The sequence below is a fragment of the Paenibacillus taiwanensis DSM 18679 genome (genome assembly GCF_000425125.1).
In the GTDB taxonomy this organism is placed as follows: Bacteria; Bacillota; Bacilli; order Paenibacillales; family Paenibacillaceae; genus Paenibacillus_B; species Paenibacillus_B taiwanensis.
The window spans coordinates 33,508-47,835 of record NZ_AULE01000004.1 but is presented as its reverse complement, the minus strand read 5'-3'; the positions used below and the strand labels follow the sequence as shown (position 1 = coordinate 47,835).

Annotated in this window: 23 protein-coding genes; all 23 read right to left on the bottom strand. The window is 45.0% G+C overall.

Annotation, left to right across the window (positions count from 1 at the left end):
- Positions 1 to 18: 18 nt before the first annotated feature.
- The 23 genes from rpmD to fusA all read right to left on the bottom strand — a co-directional run bounded on the left by rpmD (position 19) and on the right by fusA (position 14,297).
- Positions 19 to 204, bottom strand: coding sequence for a 50S ribosomal protein L30 (rpmD, locus tag H509_RS0101565; protein ID WP_028543526.1), 186 nt, complete (start codon positions 202 to 204; stop codon positions 19 to 21).
- Between the two features lie 13 nt (positions 205 to 217).
- Positions 218 to 715: a 30S ribosomal protein S5 gene (gene rpsE, locus H509_RS0101560; RefSeq protein ID WP_028543525.1), complete on the bottom strand. Its 498-nt coding sequence runs from the start codon at positions 713 to 715 to the stop codon at positions 218 to 220.
- A 26-nt stretch (positions 716 to 741) separates the two neighbouring features.
- Complete coding sequence (gene rplR / locus H509_RS0101555) at positions 742 to 1,110, bottom strand: 50S ribosomal protein L18 (protein ID WP_028543524.1); 369 nt, start codon at positions 1,108 to 1,110, stop codon at positions 742 to 744.
- Positions 1,111 to 1,172: 62 nt separating this feature from the next.
- Complete coding sequence (rplF, locus tag H509_RS0101550; protein WP_028543523.1) at positions 1,173 to 1,715, bottom strand: 50S ribosomal protein L6; 543 nt, start codon at positions 1,713 to 1,715, stop codon at positions 1,173 to 1,175.
- A gap of 33 nt (positions 1,716 to 1,748) precedes the next feature.
- The gene (rpsH, locus tag H509_RS0101545; RefSeq protein ID WP_028543522.1) at positions 1,749 to 2,147 is read right to left on the bottom strand and encodes a 30S ribosomal protein S8; all 399 of its coding nucleotides are present in this window, start codon (positions 2,145 to 2,147) and stop codon (positions 1,749 to 1,751) included.
- Positions 2,148 to 2,179: 32 nt separating this feature from the next.
- Positions 2,180 to 2,365 (bottom strand): type Z 30S ribosomal protein S14, encoded by a 186-nt coding sequence (locus H509_RS0101540; RefSeq protein ID WP_028543521.1) that lies wholly within the window; start codon positions 2,363 to 2,365, stop codon positions 2,180 to 2,182.
- A gap of 101 nt (positions 2,366 to 2,466) precedes the next feature.
- Positions 2,467 to 3,009: a 50S ribosomal protein L5 gene (rplE, locus tag H509_RS0101535; RefSeq protein WP_028543520.1), complete on the bottom strand. Its 543-nt coding sequence runs from the start codon at positions 3,007 to 3,009 to the stop codon at positions 2,467 to 2,469.
- 26 nt (positions 3,010 to 3,035) lie between these two features.
- Positions 3,036 to 3,389 carry a 50S ribosomal protein L24 gene (gene rplX, locus H509_RS0101530; RefSeq protein ID WP_084159035.1) on the bottom strand — a complete coding sequence of 118 codons (354 nt, stop codon included), beginning with the start codon at positions 3,387 to 3,389 and terminating at the stop codon, positions 3,036 to 3,038.
- A gap of 38 nt (positions 3,390 to 3,427) precedes the next feature.
- Positions 3,428 to 3,796, bottom strand: a complete 369-nt coding sequence (gene rplN / locus H509_RS0101525) for a 50S ribosomal protein L14 (protein ID WP_028543518.1) — start codon at positions 3,794 to 3,796, stop codon at positions 3,428 to 3,430.
- 36 nt (positions 3,797 to 3,832) lie between these two features.
- Complete coding sequence (rpsQ, locus tag H509_RS0101520; RefSeq protein WP_028543517.1) at positions 3,833 to 4,099, bottom strand: 30S ribosomal protein S17; 267 nt, start codon at positions 4,097 to 4,099, stop codon at positions 3,833 to 3,835.
- A 62-nt stretch (positions 4,100 to 4,161) separates the two neighbouring features.
- Positions 4,162 to 4,362 carry a 50S ribosomal protein L29 gene (rpmC, locus tag H509_RS0101515; RefSeq protein WP_028543516.1) on the bottom strand — a complete coding sequence of 67 codons (201 nt, stop codon included), beginning with the start codon at positions 4,360 to 4,362 and terminating at the stop codon, positions 4,162 to 4,164.
- On the bottom strand, positions 4,352 to 4,786 hold the full coding sequence (gene rplP / locus H509_RS0101510) for a 50S ribosomal protein L16 (RefSeq protein WP_028543515.1): 435 nt from the start codon (positions 4,784 to 4,786) through the stop codon (positions 4,352 to 4,354). Before rplP ends, rpmC begins: the two co-directional genes overlap by 11 nt.
- Before the next feature lie 2 nt (positions 4,787 to 4,788).
- Positions 4,789 to 5,454 carry a 30S ribosomal protein S3 gene (gene rpsC, locus H509_RS0101505; RefSeq protein ID WP_028543514.1) on the bottom strand — a complete coding sequence of 222 codons (666 nt, stop codon included), beginning with the start codon at positions 5,452 to 5,454 and terminating at the stop codon, positions 4,789 to 4,791.
- 13 nt (positions 5,455 to 5,467) lie between these two features.
- Positions 5,468 to 5,800: a 50S ribosomal protein L22 gene (gene rplV / locus H509_RS0101500; RefSeq protein ID WP_028543513.1), complete on the bottom strand. Its 333-nt coding sequence runs from the start codon at positions 5,798 to 5,800 to the stop codon at positions 5,468 to 5,470.
- A 33-nt stretch (positions 5,801 to 5,833) separates the two neighbouring features.
- Positions 5,834 to 6,112: a 30S ribosomal protein S19 gene (gene rpsS, locus H509_RS0101495; protein WP_028543512.1), complete on the bottom strand. Its 279-nt coding sequence runs from the start codon at positions 6,110 to 6,112 to the stop codon at positions 5,834 to 5,836.
- 72 nt (positions 6,113 to 6,184) lie between these two features.
- Positions 6,185 to 7,015 carry a 50S ribosomal protein L2 gene (gene rplB, locus H509_RS0101490; RefSeq protein WP_028543511.1) on the bottom strand — a complete coding sequence of 277 codons (831 nt, stop codon included), beginning with the start codon at positions 7,013 to 7,015 and terminating at the stop codon, positions 6,185 to 6,187.
- Between the two features lie 33 nt (positions 7,016 to 7,048).
- Positions 7,049 to 7,339, bottom strand: coding sequence for a 50S ribosomal protein L23 (gene rplW, locus H509_RS0101485; protein WP_028543510.1), 291 nt, complete (start codon positions 7,337 to 7,339; stop codon positions 7,049 to 7,051).
- Positions 7,339 to 7,962: a 50S ribosomal protein L4 gene (gene rplD, locus H509_RS0101480; RefSeq protein ID WP_028543509.1), complete on the bottom strand. Its 624-nt coding sequence runs from the start codon at positions 7,960 to 7,962 to the stop codon at positions 7,339 to 7,341. Before rplD ends, rplW begins: the two co-directional genes overlap by 1 nt.
- Positions 7,963 to 7,987: 25 nt before the next feature.
- On the bottom strand, positions 7,988 to 8,611 hold the full coding sequence (gene rplC, locus H509_RS0101475; RefSeq protein WP_028543508.1) for a 50S ribosomal protein L3: 624 nt from the start codon (positions 8,609 to 8,611) through the stop codon (positions 7,988 to 7,990).
- Between the two features lie 47 nt (positions 8,612 to 8,658).
- On the bottom strand, positions 8,659 to 8,967 hold the full coding sequence (gene rpsJ / locus H509_RS0101470) for a 30S ribosomal protein S10 (protein WP_005544556.1): 309 nt from the start codon (positions 8,965 to 8,967) through the stop codon (positions 8,659 to 8,661).
- A 354-nt stretch (positions 8,968 to 9,321) separates the two neighbouring features.
- Entirely contained in the window at positions 9,322 to 10,677 is a 1,356-nt protein-coding gene (locus tag H509_RS28525; RefSeq protein ID WP_084159033.1) for a globin-coupled sensor protein, read from the bottom strand.
- A 243-nt stretch (positions 10,678 to 10,920) separates the two neighbouring features.
- The gene (gene tuf / locus H509_RS0101460; protein WP_028543506.1) at positions 10,921 to 12,111 is read right to left on the bottom strand and encodes an elongation factor Tu; all 1,191 of its coding nucleotides are present in this window, start codon (positions 12,109 to 12,111) and stop codon (positions 10,921 to 10,923) included.
- Positions 12,112 to 12,218: 107 nt separating this feature from the next.
- Positions 12,219 to 14,297, bottom strand: coding sequence for an elongation factor G (gene fusA / locus H509_RS0101455; protein ID WP_028543505.1), 2,079 nt, complete (start codon positions 14,295 to 14,297; stop codon positions 12,219 to 12,221).
- Positions 14,298 to 14,328: the final 31 nt, after the last annotated feature.

The window sequence follows — 14,328 nt, the reverse complement described above, 5'->3', positions numbered from 1 at the left end:
GAAGCTAAGCAGATTGGCTTAGCCTTCAATTTCTTCTACTTTAACCAAGTGAGTCACTTGATTAACCATACCACGAATCGCAGGGTTGTCATTTTGAACAACCGTCTGATTCATCTTACGCAGGCCCAAAGTGTTCACCGTCTTACGCTGATTCTCTGGACGACCGATCAGACTGCGAACGAGGGTAATCTGCAATTTTGCCATCGTAGTCCCCTCCTTATCCTAACAGTTCCTCAACGGATTTGCCACGCAACTTCGCTACTTGTTCTGCCGTTTTCAGACGGGACAGACCTTCAAGCGTAGCATTTACCATGTTCATTGAGTTAGAAGAACCAAGCGATTTCGTCAAGATATCGCCTACACCTGCCAACTCCAACACGGCACGAACCGGACCGCCAGCGATAACCCCAGTACCTTCAGATGCTGGTTTCAAGAGCACTTTACCAGCGCCAAAGCTACCAGTTACCAAGTGAGGGATTGTCGTATTGACGAAAGGAACATGAATGAGATTTTTCTTAGCATCGTCAATGCCTTTGCGGATAGCGTCAGGAACCTCGGAAGCTTTACCGATGCCAGCGCCTACCCAGCCTTTGCCGTCTCCGACAACAACGAGTGCACTAAAGCTAAAGCGACGTCCGCCTTTTACGACTTTAGACACACGATTGATTTGAACAACTTTTTCAGACAGTTCTAACGTGTTTGGATCAACTCGCAAGTCGTTAACCTCCTTTTGTTAAATTCTTAGAACTCAAGACCAGCTTCACGAGCTGCGTCTGCCAATGCTTGGATACGTCCATGATACAAGTAACCGCCACGGTCAAATACCACTTCAGTTACGCCTGCATCTTTCGCACGCTTCGCTACCAACTCGCCAACTTTGCGAGCGGATTCGACGTTACCGCCGTTAGAGATGCTTGCTGCGACCTCTTTATCCATAGTGGAAGCTGCTGCGATTGTTACGCCCTTAACATCATCGATGAGTTGAGCGTAGATATGTTTAGAGGAACGGAATACGTTTAAACGCGGACGTGCTGTCGTTCCTTCAATTTTCTTACGCACACGAAGGTGACGTTTCAAACGAGCTTTGTTCTTATCGCCTTTCGTAATCACGATTGTTTCACTCCCTTCAGTTTAGCCATTAAGCTACACGGGTAAGCGAGCTAGGCAAGATCTTACTTCTTCTTGCCAGCTTTACCTTCTTTACGCAGAATGCGTTCGCCTTCATACTTGATACCTTTACCTTTATACGGCTCTGGCTCACGTACGGAACGAATTTTAGCTGCATAAGCACCAACGCGCTCTTTGTCGATACCTTTAACGATGATTTTCGTTTGTGCAGGAACGTCGAACTCGATGCCTGCTTCCGGAGTAATTTCTACCGGATGAGAATAACCAACGTTTAATACGAGTTTGTCCCCAGCTTTGTTAGCACGGTAACCTACGCCAACCAGCTCCAAAGTTTTGGAGTAACCTTCAGTTACACCATTAACCATGTTGCTAATTACGCTACGAGTTGTTCCGTGCAGGGAACGGTGAAGTTTATTATCAGAAGGACGAACAACGTTAATTACGTTCTCTTCTACAGATACTTGCATATCTTTATGAAGTTCACGAGACAACGTTCCTTTCGGTCCTTTAACCGTAATCACGCTATTGTCCAAAGTAACTGTTACGCCACCTGGAACGTCAATTGGTTTGCGACCAATACGAGACATGTGTTGTTGCACCTCCAATCATTATGCGATTAATTACCAAACGTAGCAGACTACCTCGCCGCCAGATTTGGATTGACGAGCTTCTTTATCCGTAACAACGCCCTTAGACGTCGAGATGATCGCGATACCAAGACCGCCGAGTACACGAGGTACCTCGTTCGATTTAGAGTATACACGCAATCCTGGCTTGGAAATACGTTTCAAGCCTGTGATGACACGCTCATTGTTAGCACCGTACTTCAAGAAGATACGGATGATCCCTTGTTTGTTGTCATCGATATATTCTGCATCACGGATAAAACCTTCACGCTTGAGGATCTCAGCGATTTGCTTCTTCATAGTAGAAGCAGGCATTTCCACCGTTTCATGACGTACTGTGTTAGCATTGCGAATGCGTGTAAGCATATCAGCAATTGGATCAGACATAACCATTAGTGTAAACCTCCTTCCCGCAACAGGGTTGATTACCAGCTTGCTTTTTTAACGCCAGGAATCTGGCCTTTATATGCCAATTCGCGGAAACAAATTCTGCAAATTTTGAATTTACGTAATACAGAATGCGGACGACCACAACGCTCACAACGAGTGTATCCTTGCACTTTGAACTTCGGTTTGCGTTGTTGTTTTACCAGCATCGAAGTTTTTGCCACGTGTTGACACCTCCTATGATATTTGTTGGACCAAGGTCACGAACAAACTCATTGTCCTTAATACTTGTTAATCGATAGATGACTCTTTCGATTTTGAAGATTTATTTCGTGAAAGGCATGCCGAGTTGCGTCAACAATTCACGGGACTCTTCGTCCGTTTTCGCTGTAGTTACGATAACGATGTCCATACCGCGTACTTTATCGATTTTATCGTACTCGATCTCAGGGAAAATGATTTGCTCTTTCAGACCGAGCGTGTAGTTACCGCGGCCGTCAAACGCTTTGTTAGAGATACCGCGGAAGTCGCGGACACGTGGAAGCGTGACGTTGAACAATTTGTCCAGGAAGTGATACATACGCTCACCACGTAGTGTCACCTTCACACCGATCGGCATTCCTTCACGAAGCTTAAAGCCTGCGATGGATTTCTTAGCGCGAGTGATAACTGGCTTCTGACCAGAGATCAATTGCAATTCGGCAACAGCTGTATCCAAGACCTTGGAGTTCGAAACTGCCTCACCCATACCCATGTTGATGACGACTTTTTCTACTTTTGGTACTTGCATTACCGTTGTATAGTTGAACTTCTGCATCAGAGCAGGAGTTATTTCGTTCAAATAACGTTCTTTCATGCGAGCTGCCATGTAAAATGGACCTCCTTTCCTAGCGATTAGTCGATGATTTCGCCGGAGCGTTTTGCAACACGTACTTTTTTACCGTTCTCCAACACTTTGTAACCAATACGTGTTACTTTGCCCGACTTAGGATCCACGTGCATTACGTTCGATACGTGAATTGGAGCTTCTTGCTCAACGATACCGCCTTGCGGGTTCTTTTGGTTAGGCTTTTGGTGTTTTTTCACCATGTTTACACCTTCAATAAGAACACGGTTTTGACGTGGGAAAGCTGCGATAACGCGGCCTTTTTTACCTTTGTCTTTACCAGTGATAACGATGACAGTGTCATCTTTTTTCACGTGCAATTTGTTGTTATGCGACTCCAGTACTTTCTTCATTCGTGGCATGTGTCACACCTCCTGAACCTTGCTTGCAGGCAAGTTGATTAAATAACTTCCGGTGCCAAGGAAACGATTTTCATGAAGTCTTTATCGCGAAGTTCGCGAGCAACTGGTCCGAAAATACGTGTTCCACGTGGGCCTTTATCGTCTTTAACAATTACCGCTGCGTTCTCATCAAATGCGATGTAAGAACCGTCTTTACGACGAACGGAACGCTTCGTACGAACGATAACTGCTTTTACAACGTCACCCTTTTTGACAACGCCGCCTGGTGTTGCTTGTTTTACAGAGCAGATGATCAAGTCTCCAATGTGGCCTACGCGACGTCCCGTACCACCCAAGACACGAATACACATCAGTTCTTTTGCACCAGAGTTGTCTGCTACAGCTAAACGTGTAAATGGTTGAATCATTCTGTTTTCCTCCTTCCGGTTAAAACTAACCGAGCATTAAACGATTACTGCTTTCTCAACGATCTCTACCAGTCTCCAGCGTTTGTCTTTCGACAGCGGACGCGTTTCCATGACTTTTACAGTATCGCCGATCTTAGCTTCGTTGTTCTCGTCGTGAGCTTTGAACTTTTTCGTATATTTAATGCGTTTGTGGTACAAGTCATGCTTTTTGTACGTTTCAACCGCGATTACGATTGTTTTGTCCATTTTGTCGCTGACCACTTTACCAACTTGCACTTTACGAGCGTTGCGTTGTTCACTCATGAGTGTGTTGCCTCCTTCCTGAGTACAGGATGTCTATTTATAGTCAAGATCTTGACGCTAAATTAGCTAGTAATCCCAAGTTCTCTTTCACGCAATACCGTTTTAGCACGAGCAATTGCTTTACGTACGTCACGGATGCGAGTTGGGTTGTCAAGCTGTCCAGTAGCCAATTGGAAACGGAGGTTGAAAAGTTCTTCCTTGAATCCGACAATCTTTTGTTCAAGTTCAGCAGTGGTCAAGTTGCGGAATTCACTAGCTTTCATTTGCTTCACCACCCATTTCTTCGCGTTTCACAAACTTCGTCTTGATAGGGAGTTTGTGTGCAGCGAGGCGCATTGCTTCACGCGCGACTTCCTCAGGAACACCAGAAAGTTCGAACATGATCTTACCAGGCTTAACAACAGCTACCCATTTCTCAACGTTACCTTTACCGGAACCCATCCGTACCTCAAGAGGCTTTTGCGTGATTGGCTTATCCGGGAAGATTTTGATCCATACTTTACCGCCACGTTTAATGTAACGAGTCATCGCAATACGAGCTGCCTCGATTTGACGGTTAGTGATCCATGTAGGTTCAAGAGCTTGTAAACCGTATTCACCGAAGTTTACAGTTGTACCGCCTTTAGCGCGACCTTTCAAGCTACCGCGTTGTTGTTTACGATGTTTGACACGTTTAGGTACCAACATGATTAGTTGCCTCCTTCCTCAACAGCCTTTTTCTTAGCCGTAGGAAGTACCTCTCCACGATAGATCCATACTTTTACGCCGATACGGCCGTAAGTTGTATGAGCTTCTGCCGTGCCATAATCGATGTCGGCGCGAAGCGTATGAAGTGGTACAGTTCCTTCGCTGTATCCTTCAGAACGAGCGATTTCAGCACCGCCCAGACGACCGCTTACCGCTGTTTTAATTCCTTTTGCACCTGAACGCATAGAACGTTGAATTGCTTGTTTCAGCGCGCGACGGAAAGAAACGCGGCGCTCCAGTTGTTGTGCAATGCTCTCAGCAACGAGAATTGCATCCAAGTCTGGAGTTTTGATTTCCGAAATGTTGATGTGCACTTTTTTGCCGCCAGCAATTTTAGTTACGTCGCGACGAAGAGCTTCAACCTCGGAACCGCCTTTACCAATTACCATACCTGGTTTAGCGGTGTGAATCGTAACGTTCACGCGGTTAGCTGCACGTTCGATTTCGATTTTAGACACAGCTGCGTCTTTAAGTTTATTTTTAAGGTACTCACGAACCTTAACGTCTTCAATCAGCAATGCGCCGAAGTCTTTCTCAGCGTACCATTTAGATTCCCAATCACGGATAATACCTACTCGAAGTCCGACGGGATTTACCTTTTGACCCACACGTTTTCCCTCCTTATTTCTCGGATACCACAAGCGTGATGTGGCTAGTTCTCTTATTGATACGGCTTGCACGTCCCATTGCGCGAGGACGGAAACGTTTCAATGTTGGACCTTCGTTCACGAATACTTGCTCGATTACGAGCTTATTCACGTCCAATTGATAGTTATGTTCTGCATTGGCAATAGCAGAGTTCAACAATTTTTCAACCACTGGGGACGCCGATTTTGGCGTGTGGCGCAAAATTGCAATTGCTTCGCCTACTTGCTTTCCGCGGATCAAGTCGATAACGAGCTTGACTTTGCGGGGAGCGATGCGAACACTATTTGCATGAGCTTTCGCTTGCATGTTAGTACCTCCCCTCAAATGCTAAGTTCTGTATTATCGTTTGCCCGTTTTCTTGTCATCATCATGACCTTTGTACGTACGAGTAGGTGCGAACTCTCCGAACTTGTGTCCTACCATATCTTCTGTAACGTAAACTGGTACATGTTTGCGGCCATCATATACTGCAATTGTGTGACCGATGAATTGAGGAAAAATTGTGGAACGACGGGACCAAGTCTTAATTACAACTTTTTTGCTTCCTTCGTTCAAATCTTCAACTTTCTTCAAAAGGTGACCATCAATGAATGGTCCTTTTTTCAAACTGCGACCCATGTGTGAATCCTCCCTTCACGAGACCTGTTTGTTTCGCTTGTTACGTTGCTCACGTATCGAACCGAACAAATATTATTTCGTGCGACGACGAACAATATATTTATCGGAATGTTTGCCTTTTTTACGCGTTTTGTAACCGAGCGTAGGTTTGCCCCATGGAGACAATGGTGATTTACGACCGATTGGAGCGCGACCTTCACCACCACCATGTGGGTGATCAACCGGGTTCATTACTACCCCGCGGACAGTTGGACGTTTACCCAACCAACGGTTACGACCTGCTTTACCGATCTTAATAAGTTCATGGTCTTGGTTACCAACGGAACCGATAGTAGCGCGGCAAACTTTCAAGACTTTACGAACTTCACCAGAGGACAAGCGTACTGTTACATAACGATCCTCTTTACCAAGCAATTGAGCTTCCGTACCAGCTGCACGTACCAACTGAGCACCTTTACCTGGTTTCAACTCGATGTTGTGGATAACTGTACCTACTGGAATGTTCTCAAGCGGCATTGCGTTACCGATCTTGATATCAGCACCAGCTCCGGACATAACAACATCGCCGACTTTCAAGCCTTTTGGTGCGATAATGTAACGTTTCTCACCATCAGCATAGTGAATCAATGCAATGTTAGAAGTACGGTTTGGATCGTACTCAACTGTAGCAACGCGGCCTTGAATGCCATCTTTGTTACGTTTGAAATCGATAATACGATACTTACGTTTGTGACCACCGCCTTGATGGCGAGTCGTAATTTTACCTTGGTTGTTGCGGCCAGCTTTTTTGCTAAGAGGCGCAAGCAACGATTTCTCCGGCGTGCTTGTTGTGATTTCTTCGAACGTCGAAACGCTCATACCACGACGAGCCGGGGATGTCGGTTTATACTTTTTGATTGGCACTTGTTTTCCCTCCTTACTTTAAGACTTGTTTATTTATACCGTTTCAAAGAACTCAAGCGGTTTGCTGTCAGCTGTCAAAGTTACGAAAGCTTTCTTCCATTCGGAAGTGTAGCCATTGTAGCGGCCATAACGCTTAGGCTTAGCTGGAACACGCAACGTGTTCACGCTCGCTACTTTCACTTTGAAGATTTGCTCGATAGCACTCTTGACTTCTGTTTTGTTGGCACGAATGTCAACCTCAAATACGTATTTAAGGCCATCCATCATCTCAGCAGTACGCTCAGTGATGATAGGACGCTTAATGATATCACGAGGATCTTTCATTACGCGAACACCTCCTCTACCTTCGAAACAGCATCCTTCGTGATGATGAGGTTCTGGTGGCGAAGCACGTCATAAACGTTAACTCCATCAGCCGCAACCAATTTCACGGATGGGATGTTGCGAGCGGAGAGCGCCACGTTGTCGTTGTACTCAGGTACTACAACAAGCGCTTTGCGTTCCACTTTCAAGTTGTTCAAGATCGCTTGGAATTCTTTCGTTTTCGGCGCGTTCAAGCTCAACTCGTCAAGTACGATAATTTTATTTTCCAACACTTTAGAAGAAAGTGCGGATTTGATCGCCAAACGACGAACTTTTTTAGGAAGCTTATATGCATAGCTGCGTGGTGTTGGTCCGAATACTACGCCGCCGCCTTTCCATTGTGGCGAACGAATCGAACCTTGACGTGCGCGGCCAGTTCCTTTTTGTTTCCATGGCTTACGGCCACCGCCGCGAACCTCGGAACGACCTTTAACTTTGTGCGTACCTTGACGCAACGATGCAAGCTGCATCACAACTGCATCATGAAGTACATGTTTGTTAGGCTCAATCCCGAATACACTGTCAGCCAATTCAATCTCGCCAACTTGCGTACCGGAAATGTTGTACAATGCTACTTTAGGCATTCTGAGCTCCTCCTTTCCTCACACATTACTTTTTAATCGCAGATTTAACGTTAATGAAGCTGTTTTTAGGTCCTGGGATGGAGCCTTTAACGAGGATTACGTTACGTTCCGTATCCACTTTAACAACCTCAAGGTTTTGAATTGTAATTGTTACGCTACCCATATGTCCTGGAAGACGTTTGCCTTTAGGAACGCGGTTCGCTTGGATAGAACCCATGGAACCAGGGCCACGATGGTAACGGGAACCGTGGGACATAGGTCCGCGGCTTTGACCCCAACGTTGGATAACGCCGGAGAAACCTTTACCTTTAGAAATACCTGTAACGTCTACGAATTCACCTTCAGTGAACAAGTCAGCTTTCAACTCCTGGCCAACTTCGTATTGCGAAAGATCGATACCACGGTATTCCTTAATGTAGCGCTTAGGCGTTGTGTTAGCTTTTTTAGCATGTCCGATTTCTGGCTTGTTGGCACGCTTTTCTTTCTTGTCAGCAAATCCGACTTGAATTGCTTCGTAACCATCGTTCTCAAGATCTTTCTTTTGAAGAACGACACAAGGTCCAGCCTCGATAACTGTTACTGGCACAACATTACCCTCTGGAGTAAATACTTGAGTCATGCCGAGTTTTTTTCCTAAGATACCTTTCATGTTGACACCTCTTTTCCTTCCATATTCCGTTCATACTTAAGCTGTGCTTACAGCTTGATTTCGATATCTACACCGGACGGCAGGTCCAGTCGCATCAACGCATCAACAGTTTGCGGCGTTGGGTTCACGATGTCGATCAAACGCTTATGAGTGCGCATTTCGAACTGCTCGCGAGAATCCTTGTACTTATGCACCGCACGAAGAATGGTGATGATTTGCTTCTCTGTTGGCAACGGGATTGGACCGGATACTCCTGCACCGGAACGCTTAGCCGTTTCAACGATCTTCTCAGCTGATTGATCAAGAATTCTGTGGTCGTATGCTTTCAAGCGAATACGAATTTTTTGCTTTGCCATTTTATTCCCTCCTTTAATCGCCCAATTTTGCATCGGACATACTCCGTGAAAATTTTCCGTGCACACCGTCCATGGCAAAGGGGCCGGGTGTGTCGGTAACCTCTCACTTCATCGCAACGTCGACGAACAACATTCACTATTATATATAAATGTCCCGATAATTGCAAGCATTTGTAGCAAATTCGTTTATACATTTAAAATAAGAGAAGTATTACGGTATACCAAGCAACTTGGTAGTGTCGTCAGTTCATCTCAAAGTCGGCTGCTAGGCCATTATATAATGAAGAATTCATCTAATGCTACGGTAATCCATACCAGTTGACGCAAGTTTCTTCTATATAAGAAGAGATACGCTTAGAGCTTCAGCGTCGTATCATTTAATTGCTCGGCGGATGCAGCCACCTGCCGTGTTGCTTGACCTATCCCTGCAATCATTTCAATTAGTAACTCAAATTCACCTTGTATGTTATCCATAGAATGTCTGCTTGCTTCTACTTTTTCAACAATATCTAGGAATGCCCCACTCGTTTCTTCTGATTGTTCCTTAACAGATGCCACACTAGCACGCACCTCATTGATAATATGGACCACAGAGTTGTTGACCAAAGTTGAGTTCCCTATCAATTCTTCAATATCCGAGACGGTTTGCTTCGTGTGATCAGCTAACTTATTAACTTCTTTGGCTACAACAGCAAATCCTAACCCTTGTTCACCTGCACGCGCCGCCTCAATGGAAGCATTTAAGGATAACAAGTTTGTTTGATCTGCAATCTCCCTTACAGCTCCAACAATCGTTCTTATTCGTGTAGACGTGTCTTTTAACTTCATAATCCGATTTTGCATCTCATAGGCATGGTCATTAATCCGCTGAATACTTTCCGCCACTCCAGTCATTAATTGTTCTCCTGATCTGGCCATCTCTTGTGTCAAGTTTGTTGATTGTGCGGCTGCATGGACACTTTTATTAAGTTTCACCCCTTTATGACTAAGTTTAGAGATCGTATCGTTCGTTTCAGCTGCCAGTGTGGCAAGCTTTTCACTTAGCTGACTTATATTTTGCTTTAACTCTGCTTTAACCCGTTCATATTGTTGAGCCTTTTCTAAATGAAAACGTTCTTCGTAAGCATCCAACACCAACTGTTGCTCCAGATTAAATATTTTATTAAGTGCATGAATGCAATGTATTGCCCTCTCTTTATCTGGTATACGCCGCAGCACAAGATCCGTGATGATGGCCTGCAAATTTTGGAATGCTCCCATATACCATTTCGTCTCAAGTCCAATATGCTGATGGACAGCAGCAATTTTTATACGTTTTATAATGTATGGACTGTCAATTACACCATTAAACATTTCTTCTATATGGACGCGGAGCGTAGACTTCAACTTATCGACAGAACTGTGATCTCGAATCAACCTGTCCAATTGAACCACACTAATAATTGTGCTATAAAATTGAGTTGTTAATGCCTCTAGTTCCATAGAAATATAAGGCTTTAAACAGCTTAGCAACTTCAGATCCATCTCCGTCAGGTCGATCATGTTTAGTTGCTTCCATAGAGGATGTTCATCTGGTAAATTAATTTTTCCTGACGCCTCATTTAATTGCTGATCATCTATATTCCAAATAGATGCTAAGTCCTTTTTTACTTTGTTGTAATGCCCAAACGGTGTTGCGTTATCGGAAAACCATTTTGTAATAAAATTCATCAGGATGCATCCTTCCCTAAGAAGTGTACACTCTGTCCCGCAAAAATTATCCACATGTCTAAGCCGAATAGGACATTACTCCTATTATAGTCTCGGTAAATAGTCCCGTATAGGCATCCTATATATCCAAGCTGTGAATATTGTATTAGAATATTTTGAACTTATCCACATATATAAAAAAACAATCCCTTTCCATATAGAAAGGGATTGTCGTAATCAATGTCGGCTAATGCCGAGCATTCATTATTTTTGGATGGATGCAACCGCACCGGCACCTACTGTACGTCCGCCTTCACGAATCGCGAAGCGTGTTCCTTCTTCGATTGCGATTGGGCTGATCAATTTAACAGTAACTGTGATGTTGTCACCAGGCATAACCATTTCAGTGCCTTCTGGCAATTCAATGATACCTGTTACGTCAGTTGTACGGAAGTAGAACTGTGGACGGTAGCCAGTAAAGAAAGGCTTGTGACGGCCACCCTCTTCTTTAGTCAACACGTAGATTTGGGAAGTGAACTCTGTATGTGGTTTAACCGTACCTGGTTTAACCAATACTTGTCCGCGCTCGATGTTGCTGCGGTCTACACCACGAAGCAATGCGCCGATGTTGTCACCAGCTTGAGCGGAATCAAGAAGTTTACGGAACATTTCTACGCCCGTAACTACTGATTTGCGAGTTTCTTCTTGGATACCAACGATTTCGATCTCTTCGCCTACTTTAACAGTACCACGCTCTACACGACCAGTAGCAACAGTACCACGGCCAGTGATGGAGAATACGTCCTCGACAGGCATCAAGAAAGGTTTGTCAGTTTCGCGCTCTGGTTGTGGAATGTAAGTGTCGATTTGTTCGAACAATTCAACAACTTTATCAGCCCACTCACCATCTGGGTTTTGAAGAGCTTCACGAGCGGAACCACGGATGATTGGAGTGTCGTCGCCTGGGAACTCATATTCGTTCAACAAGTCGCGAACTTCCATTTCAACCAATTCAAGCAACTCTTCGTCTTCTACCATGTCGCATTTGTTCAAGAATACAACGATGTAAGGTACGCCTACTTGGCGAGACAACAAGATGTGCTCACGTGTTTGTGGCATTGGACCGTCAGCTGCGGATACAACCAAGATCGCGCCGTCCATTTGAGCAGCACCAGTGATCATGTTTTTAACGTAGTCCGCGTGACCTGGGCAGTCAACGTGTGCATAGTGACGAGCTGGAGTTTCGTACTCTACGTGTGCTGTAGAGATTGTGATACCGCGCTCGCGCTCCTCTGGAGCTTTATCGATTTGATCAAATGCTACTGCAGCACCGCCATAACGTTTGGACAATACTGTAGTGATTGCAGCTGTCAAAGTTGTTTTACCGTGGTCAACGTGACCGATAGTACCGATGTTAACATGCGGTTTATTACGTTCAAATTTTGCCTTTGCCATTTTGAACAATTCCTCCTTAATAGTGGAATAATATATGGGATTGAAGGTCGAGTATGAAGATTAAATCAACTCCCCGACCTTGTGTAAACTTGGATTAAGCAGTTAAATTACTCCGTGCCTTTATGCTTCGAAATAATCTCTTCCGAAATGCTGCGTGGAACTTCTTCATAGTGCGAAAGCTCCATGGAGAATACGCCACGGCCTTGTGTACCAGAACGGAGAGTTGTGGAATATCCAAACATCTCAGCGAGAGGTACCTTAGCACGAATAATTTGAGCTCCTGAACGAGTATCCATACCTTCGATACGACCACGACGGGAATTCAACATCCCCATAACGTCGCCCATGTACTCTTCAGGAACAGTAACTTCAACTTTCATGATTGGCTCAAGCAAGACAGGATTACACTTGTCTTTAGCGGCTTTAAGCGCCATCGAACCGGCAATCTTAAACGCCATTTCACTGGAGTCAACATCATGATAAGATCCGTCGAAAATAGTTGCTTTAATATCAACGAGTGGGAAGCCGGCAAGTACACCGTTCTTCATCGACTCTTCGATACCAGCTTGAACTGGAGCGATGTATTCACGAGGAACGACACCACCGACAACTTTATTTTCGAATTCAAAGCCTGCGCCCGGCTCTTGTGGTGCGAACTCGATCCATACGTGTCCGTATTGACCGCGACCACCAGATTGGCGTACAAACTTACCTTCGACTTTAGCGCCAGTTTTGAATGTTTCACGGTAAGCAACTTGTGGTTTACCAACATTCGTGTCAACCTTAAACTCACGACGCATACGGTCAACGATGATCTCCAAGTGAAGCTCACCCATACCAGCCAAAATAGTTTGGCCAGTCTCTTCATCTGTATGTGCACGCAGAGTTGGATCTTCCTCTGTCAATTTGCTCAAAGCAACACCCATTTTATCTTGGTCAGCTTTGGTTTTAGGCTCTACTGCGATTTCGATTACCGGATCAGGGAAGTTCATGGATTCCAAGATTACCGGGTTCTTCTCATCACAAAGTGTATCGCCTGTACCTGTATCTTTCAAGCCTACCGCAGCTGCGATATCGCCGGAGTATACTACGTCGATTTCTTCACGGCTGTTAGCGTGCATTTGAAGGATACGGCCGATACGCTCACGTTTGCCTTTTGTAGCATTCAACACATAAGAACCGGAGCTCAATACGCCTGAATACACACGGAAGAACGTAAGTTTACCAACATAAGGGTCAGTCATAATCTTAAACGCAAGCGCCGAGAACGGCTCTTCGTCAGAAGAATGACGGATCGCTTCTTCACCATCTTCAAGATGACCTTTAATATCAGGTACATCAAGTGGGGATGGCAAGTAGTCAACAACTGCGTCAATCATCAATTGAACGCCTTTGTTTCTGTAAGAAGAACCACATACTACTGGGAAGATTTGAACGGAACAAACACCTTTACGGAGAGCAGCCTTAATTTCTTCAACCGTTGGCTCTTCACCTTCGAGGTATTTCATCATCAATTCTTCGTCGAGTTCTGCAACCTTCTCAACTAATTCCATACGAAGTTCAGCCACTTGCTCTTTGAACTCAGCAGGAATTTCTGTAATTTCGACATCACGACCGAGGTCATCTTTGAAGATGTGAGCAACTTGCTCTACCAAGTCAATGATACCAACAAAATCATTCTCAGCGCCGATAGGCAATTGAATCGCAACAGCGTTCGCTTGCAAACGATCTTTCATGGACTCGATAACGTTGAGGTAATCAGCGCCAATGATGTCCATTTTGTTAACGTAAGCAATACGAGGTACACCGTAACGGTCAGCTTGACGCCATACCGTCTCGGATTGCGGCTCTACGCCTTCTTTTGCAGAGAATACGCCTACGGCTCCGTCCAATACGCGAAGGGAACGCTCAACCTCTACTGTGAAGTCAACGTGACCCGGAGTATCGATGATATTAACACGATGGCCTTTCCACTGCGCTGTAGTCGCAGCGGAAGTGATCGTGATACCACGTTCTTGTTCTTGTTCCATCCAGTCCATTGTTGCTGCACCTTCGTGCACCTCACCAATCTTGTGAGTACGGCCTGTGTAATACAAGATACGCTCCGTTGTTGTTGTCTTACCAGCATCGATGTGAGCCATGATCCCGATGTTACGCGTATTTGCCAAGGAGAACTGTCTTGCCATGGTTGGATCTCCCTTCAAATATGAGTTGGTT

Excerpts from the sequence above, each read along its gene's own strand:
- rplV (WP_028543513.1), bottom strand. The coding sequence starts at position 5,800 with ATGCAAGCGAAAGCTCATGCAAATAGTGTTCGCATCGCTCCCCGCAAA.
- rplX (WP_084159035.1), bottom strand. The coding sequence starts at position 3,389 with ATGCCACGAATGAAGAAAGTACTGGAGTCGCATAACAACAAATTGCAC.
- rpsQ (WP_028543517.1), bottom strand. The coding sequence starts at position 4,099 with ATGAGTGAACAACGCAACGCTCGTAAAGTGCAAGTTGGTAAAGTGGTC.
- rplN (WP_028543518.1), bottom strand. The coding sequence starts at position 3,796 with ATGATTCAACCATTTACACGTTTAGCTGTAGCAGACAACTCTGGTGCA.
- rpsH (WP_028543522.1), bottom strand. The coding sequence starts at position 2,147 with ATGGTTATGTCTGATCCAATTGCTGATATGCTTACACGCATTCGCAAT.
- rplP (WP_028543515.1), bottom strand. The coding sequence starts at position 4,786 with ATGTTGGTACCTAAACGTGTCAAACATCGTAAACAACAACGCGGTAGC.
- tuf (WP_028543506.1), bottom strand. The coding sequence starts at position 12,111 with ATGGCAAAGGCAAAATTTGAACGTAATAAACCGCATGTTAACATCGGT.
- rpmC (WP_028543516.1), bottom strand. The coding sequence starts at position 4,362 with ATGAAAGCTAGTGAATTCCGCAACTTGACCACTGCTGAACTTGAACAA.
- rpsS (WP_028543512.1), bottom strand. The coding sequence starts at position 6,112 with ATGGGTCGCAGTTTGAAAAAAGGACCATTCATTGATGGTCACCTTTTG.
- rpmD (WP_028543526.1), bottom strand. The coding sequence starts at position 204 with ATGGCAAAATTGCAGATTACCCTCGTTCGCAGTCTGATCGGTCGTCCA.
- rplW (WP_028543510.1), bottom strand. The coding sequence starts at position 7,339 with ATGAAAGATCCTCGTGATATCATTAAGCGTCCTATCATCACTGAGCGT.
- fusA (WP_028543505.1), bottom strand. The coding sequence starts at position 14,297 with ATGGCAAGACAGTTCTCCTTGGCAAATACGCGTAACATCGGGATCATG.
- rplF (WP_028543523.1), bottom strand. The coding sequence starts at position 1,715 with ATGTCTCGTATTGGTCGCAAACCAATTGACGTTCCAGGTGGCGTAACA.
- rplC (WP_028543508.1), bottom strand. The coding sequence starts at position 8,611 with ATGAAAGGTATCTTAGGAAAAAAACTCGGCATGACTCAAGTATTTACT.
- H509_RS28525 (WP_084159033.1), bottom strand. The coding sequence starts at position 10,677 with ATGAATTTTATTACAAAATGGTTTTCCGATAACGCAACACCGTTTGGG.
- rpsJ (WP_005544556.1), bottom strand. The coding sequence starts at position 8,967 with ATGGCAAAGCAAAAAATTCGTATTCGCTTGAAAGCATACGACCACAGA.
- rplE (WP_028543520.1), bottom strand. The coding sequence starts at position 3,009 with ATGGCAGCTCGCATGAAAGAACGTTATTTGAACGAAATAACTCCTGCT.
- rplD (WP_028543509.1), bottom strand. The coding sequence starts at position 7,962 with ATGCCTAAAGTAGCATTGTACAACATTTCCGGTACGCAAGTTGGCGAG.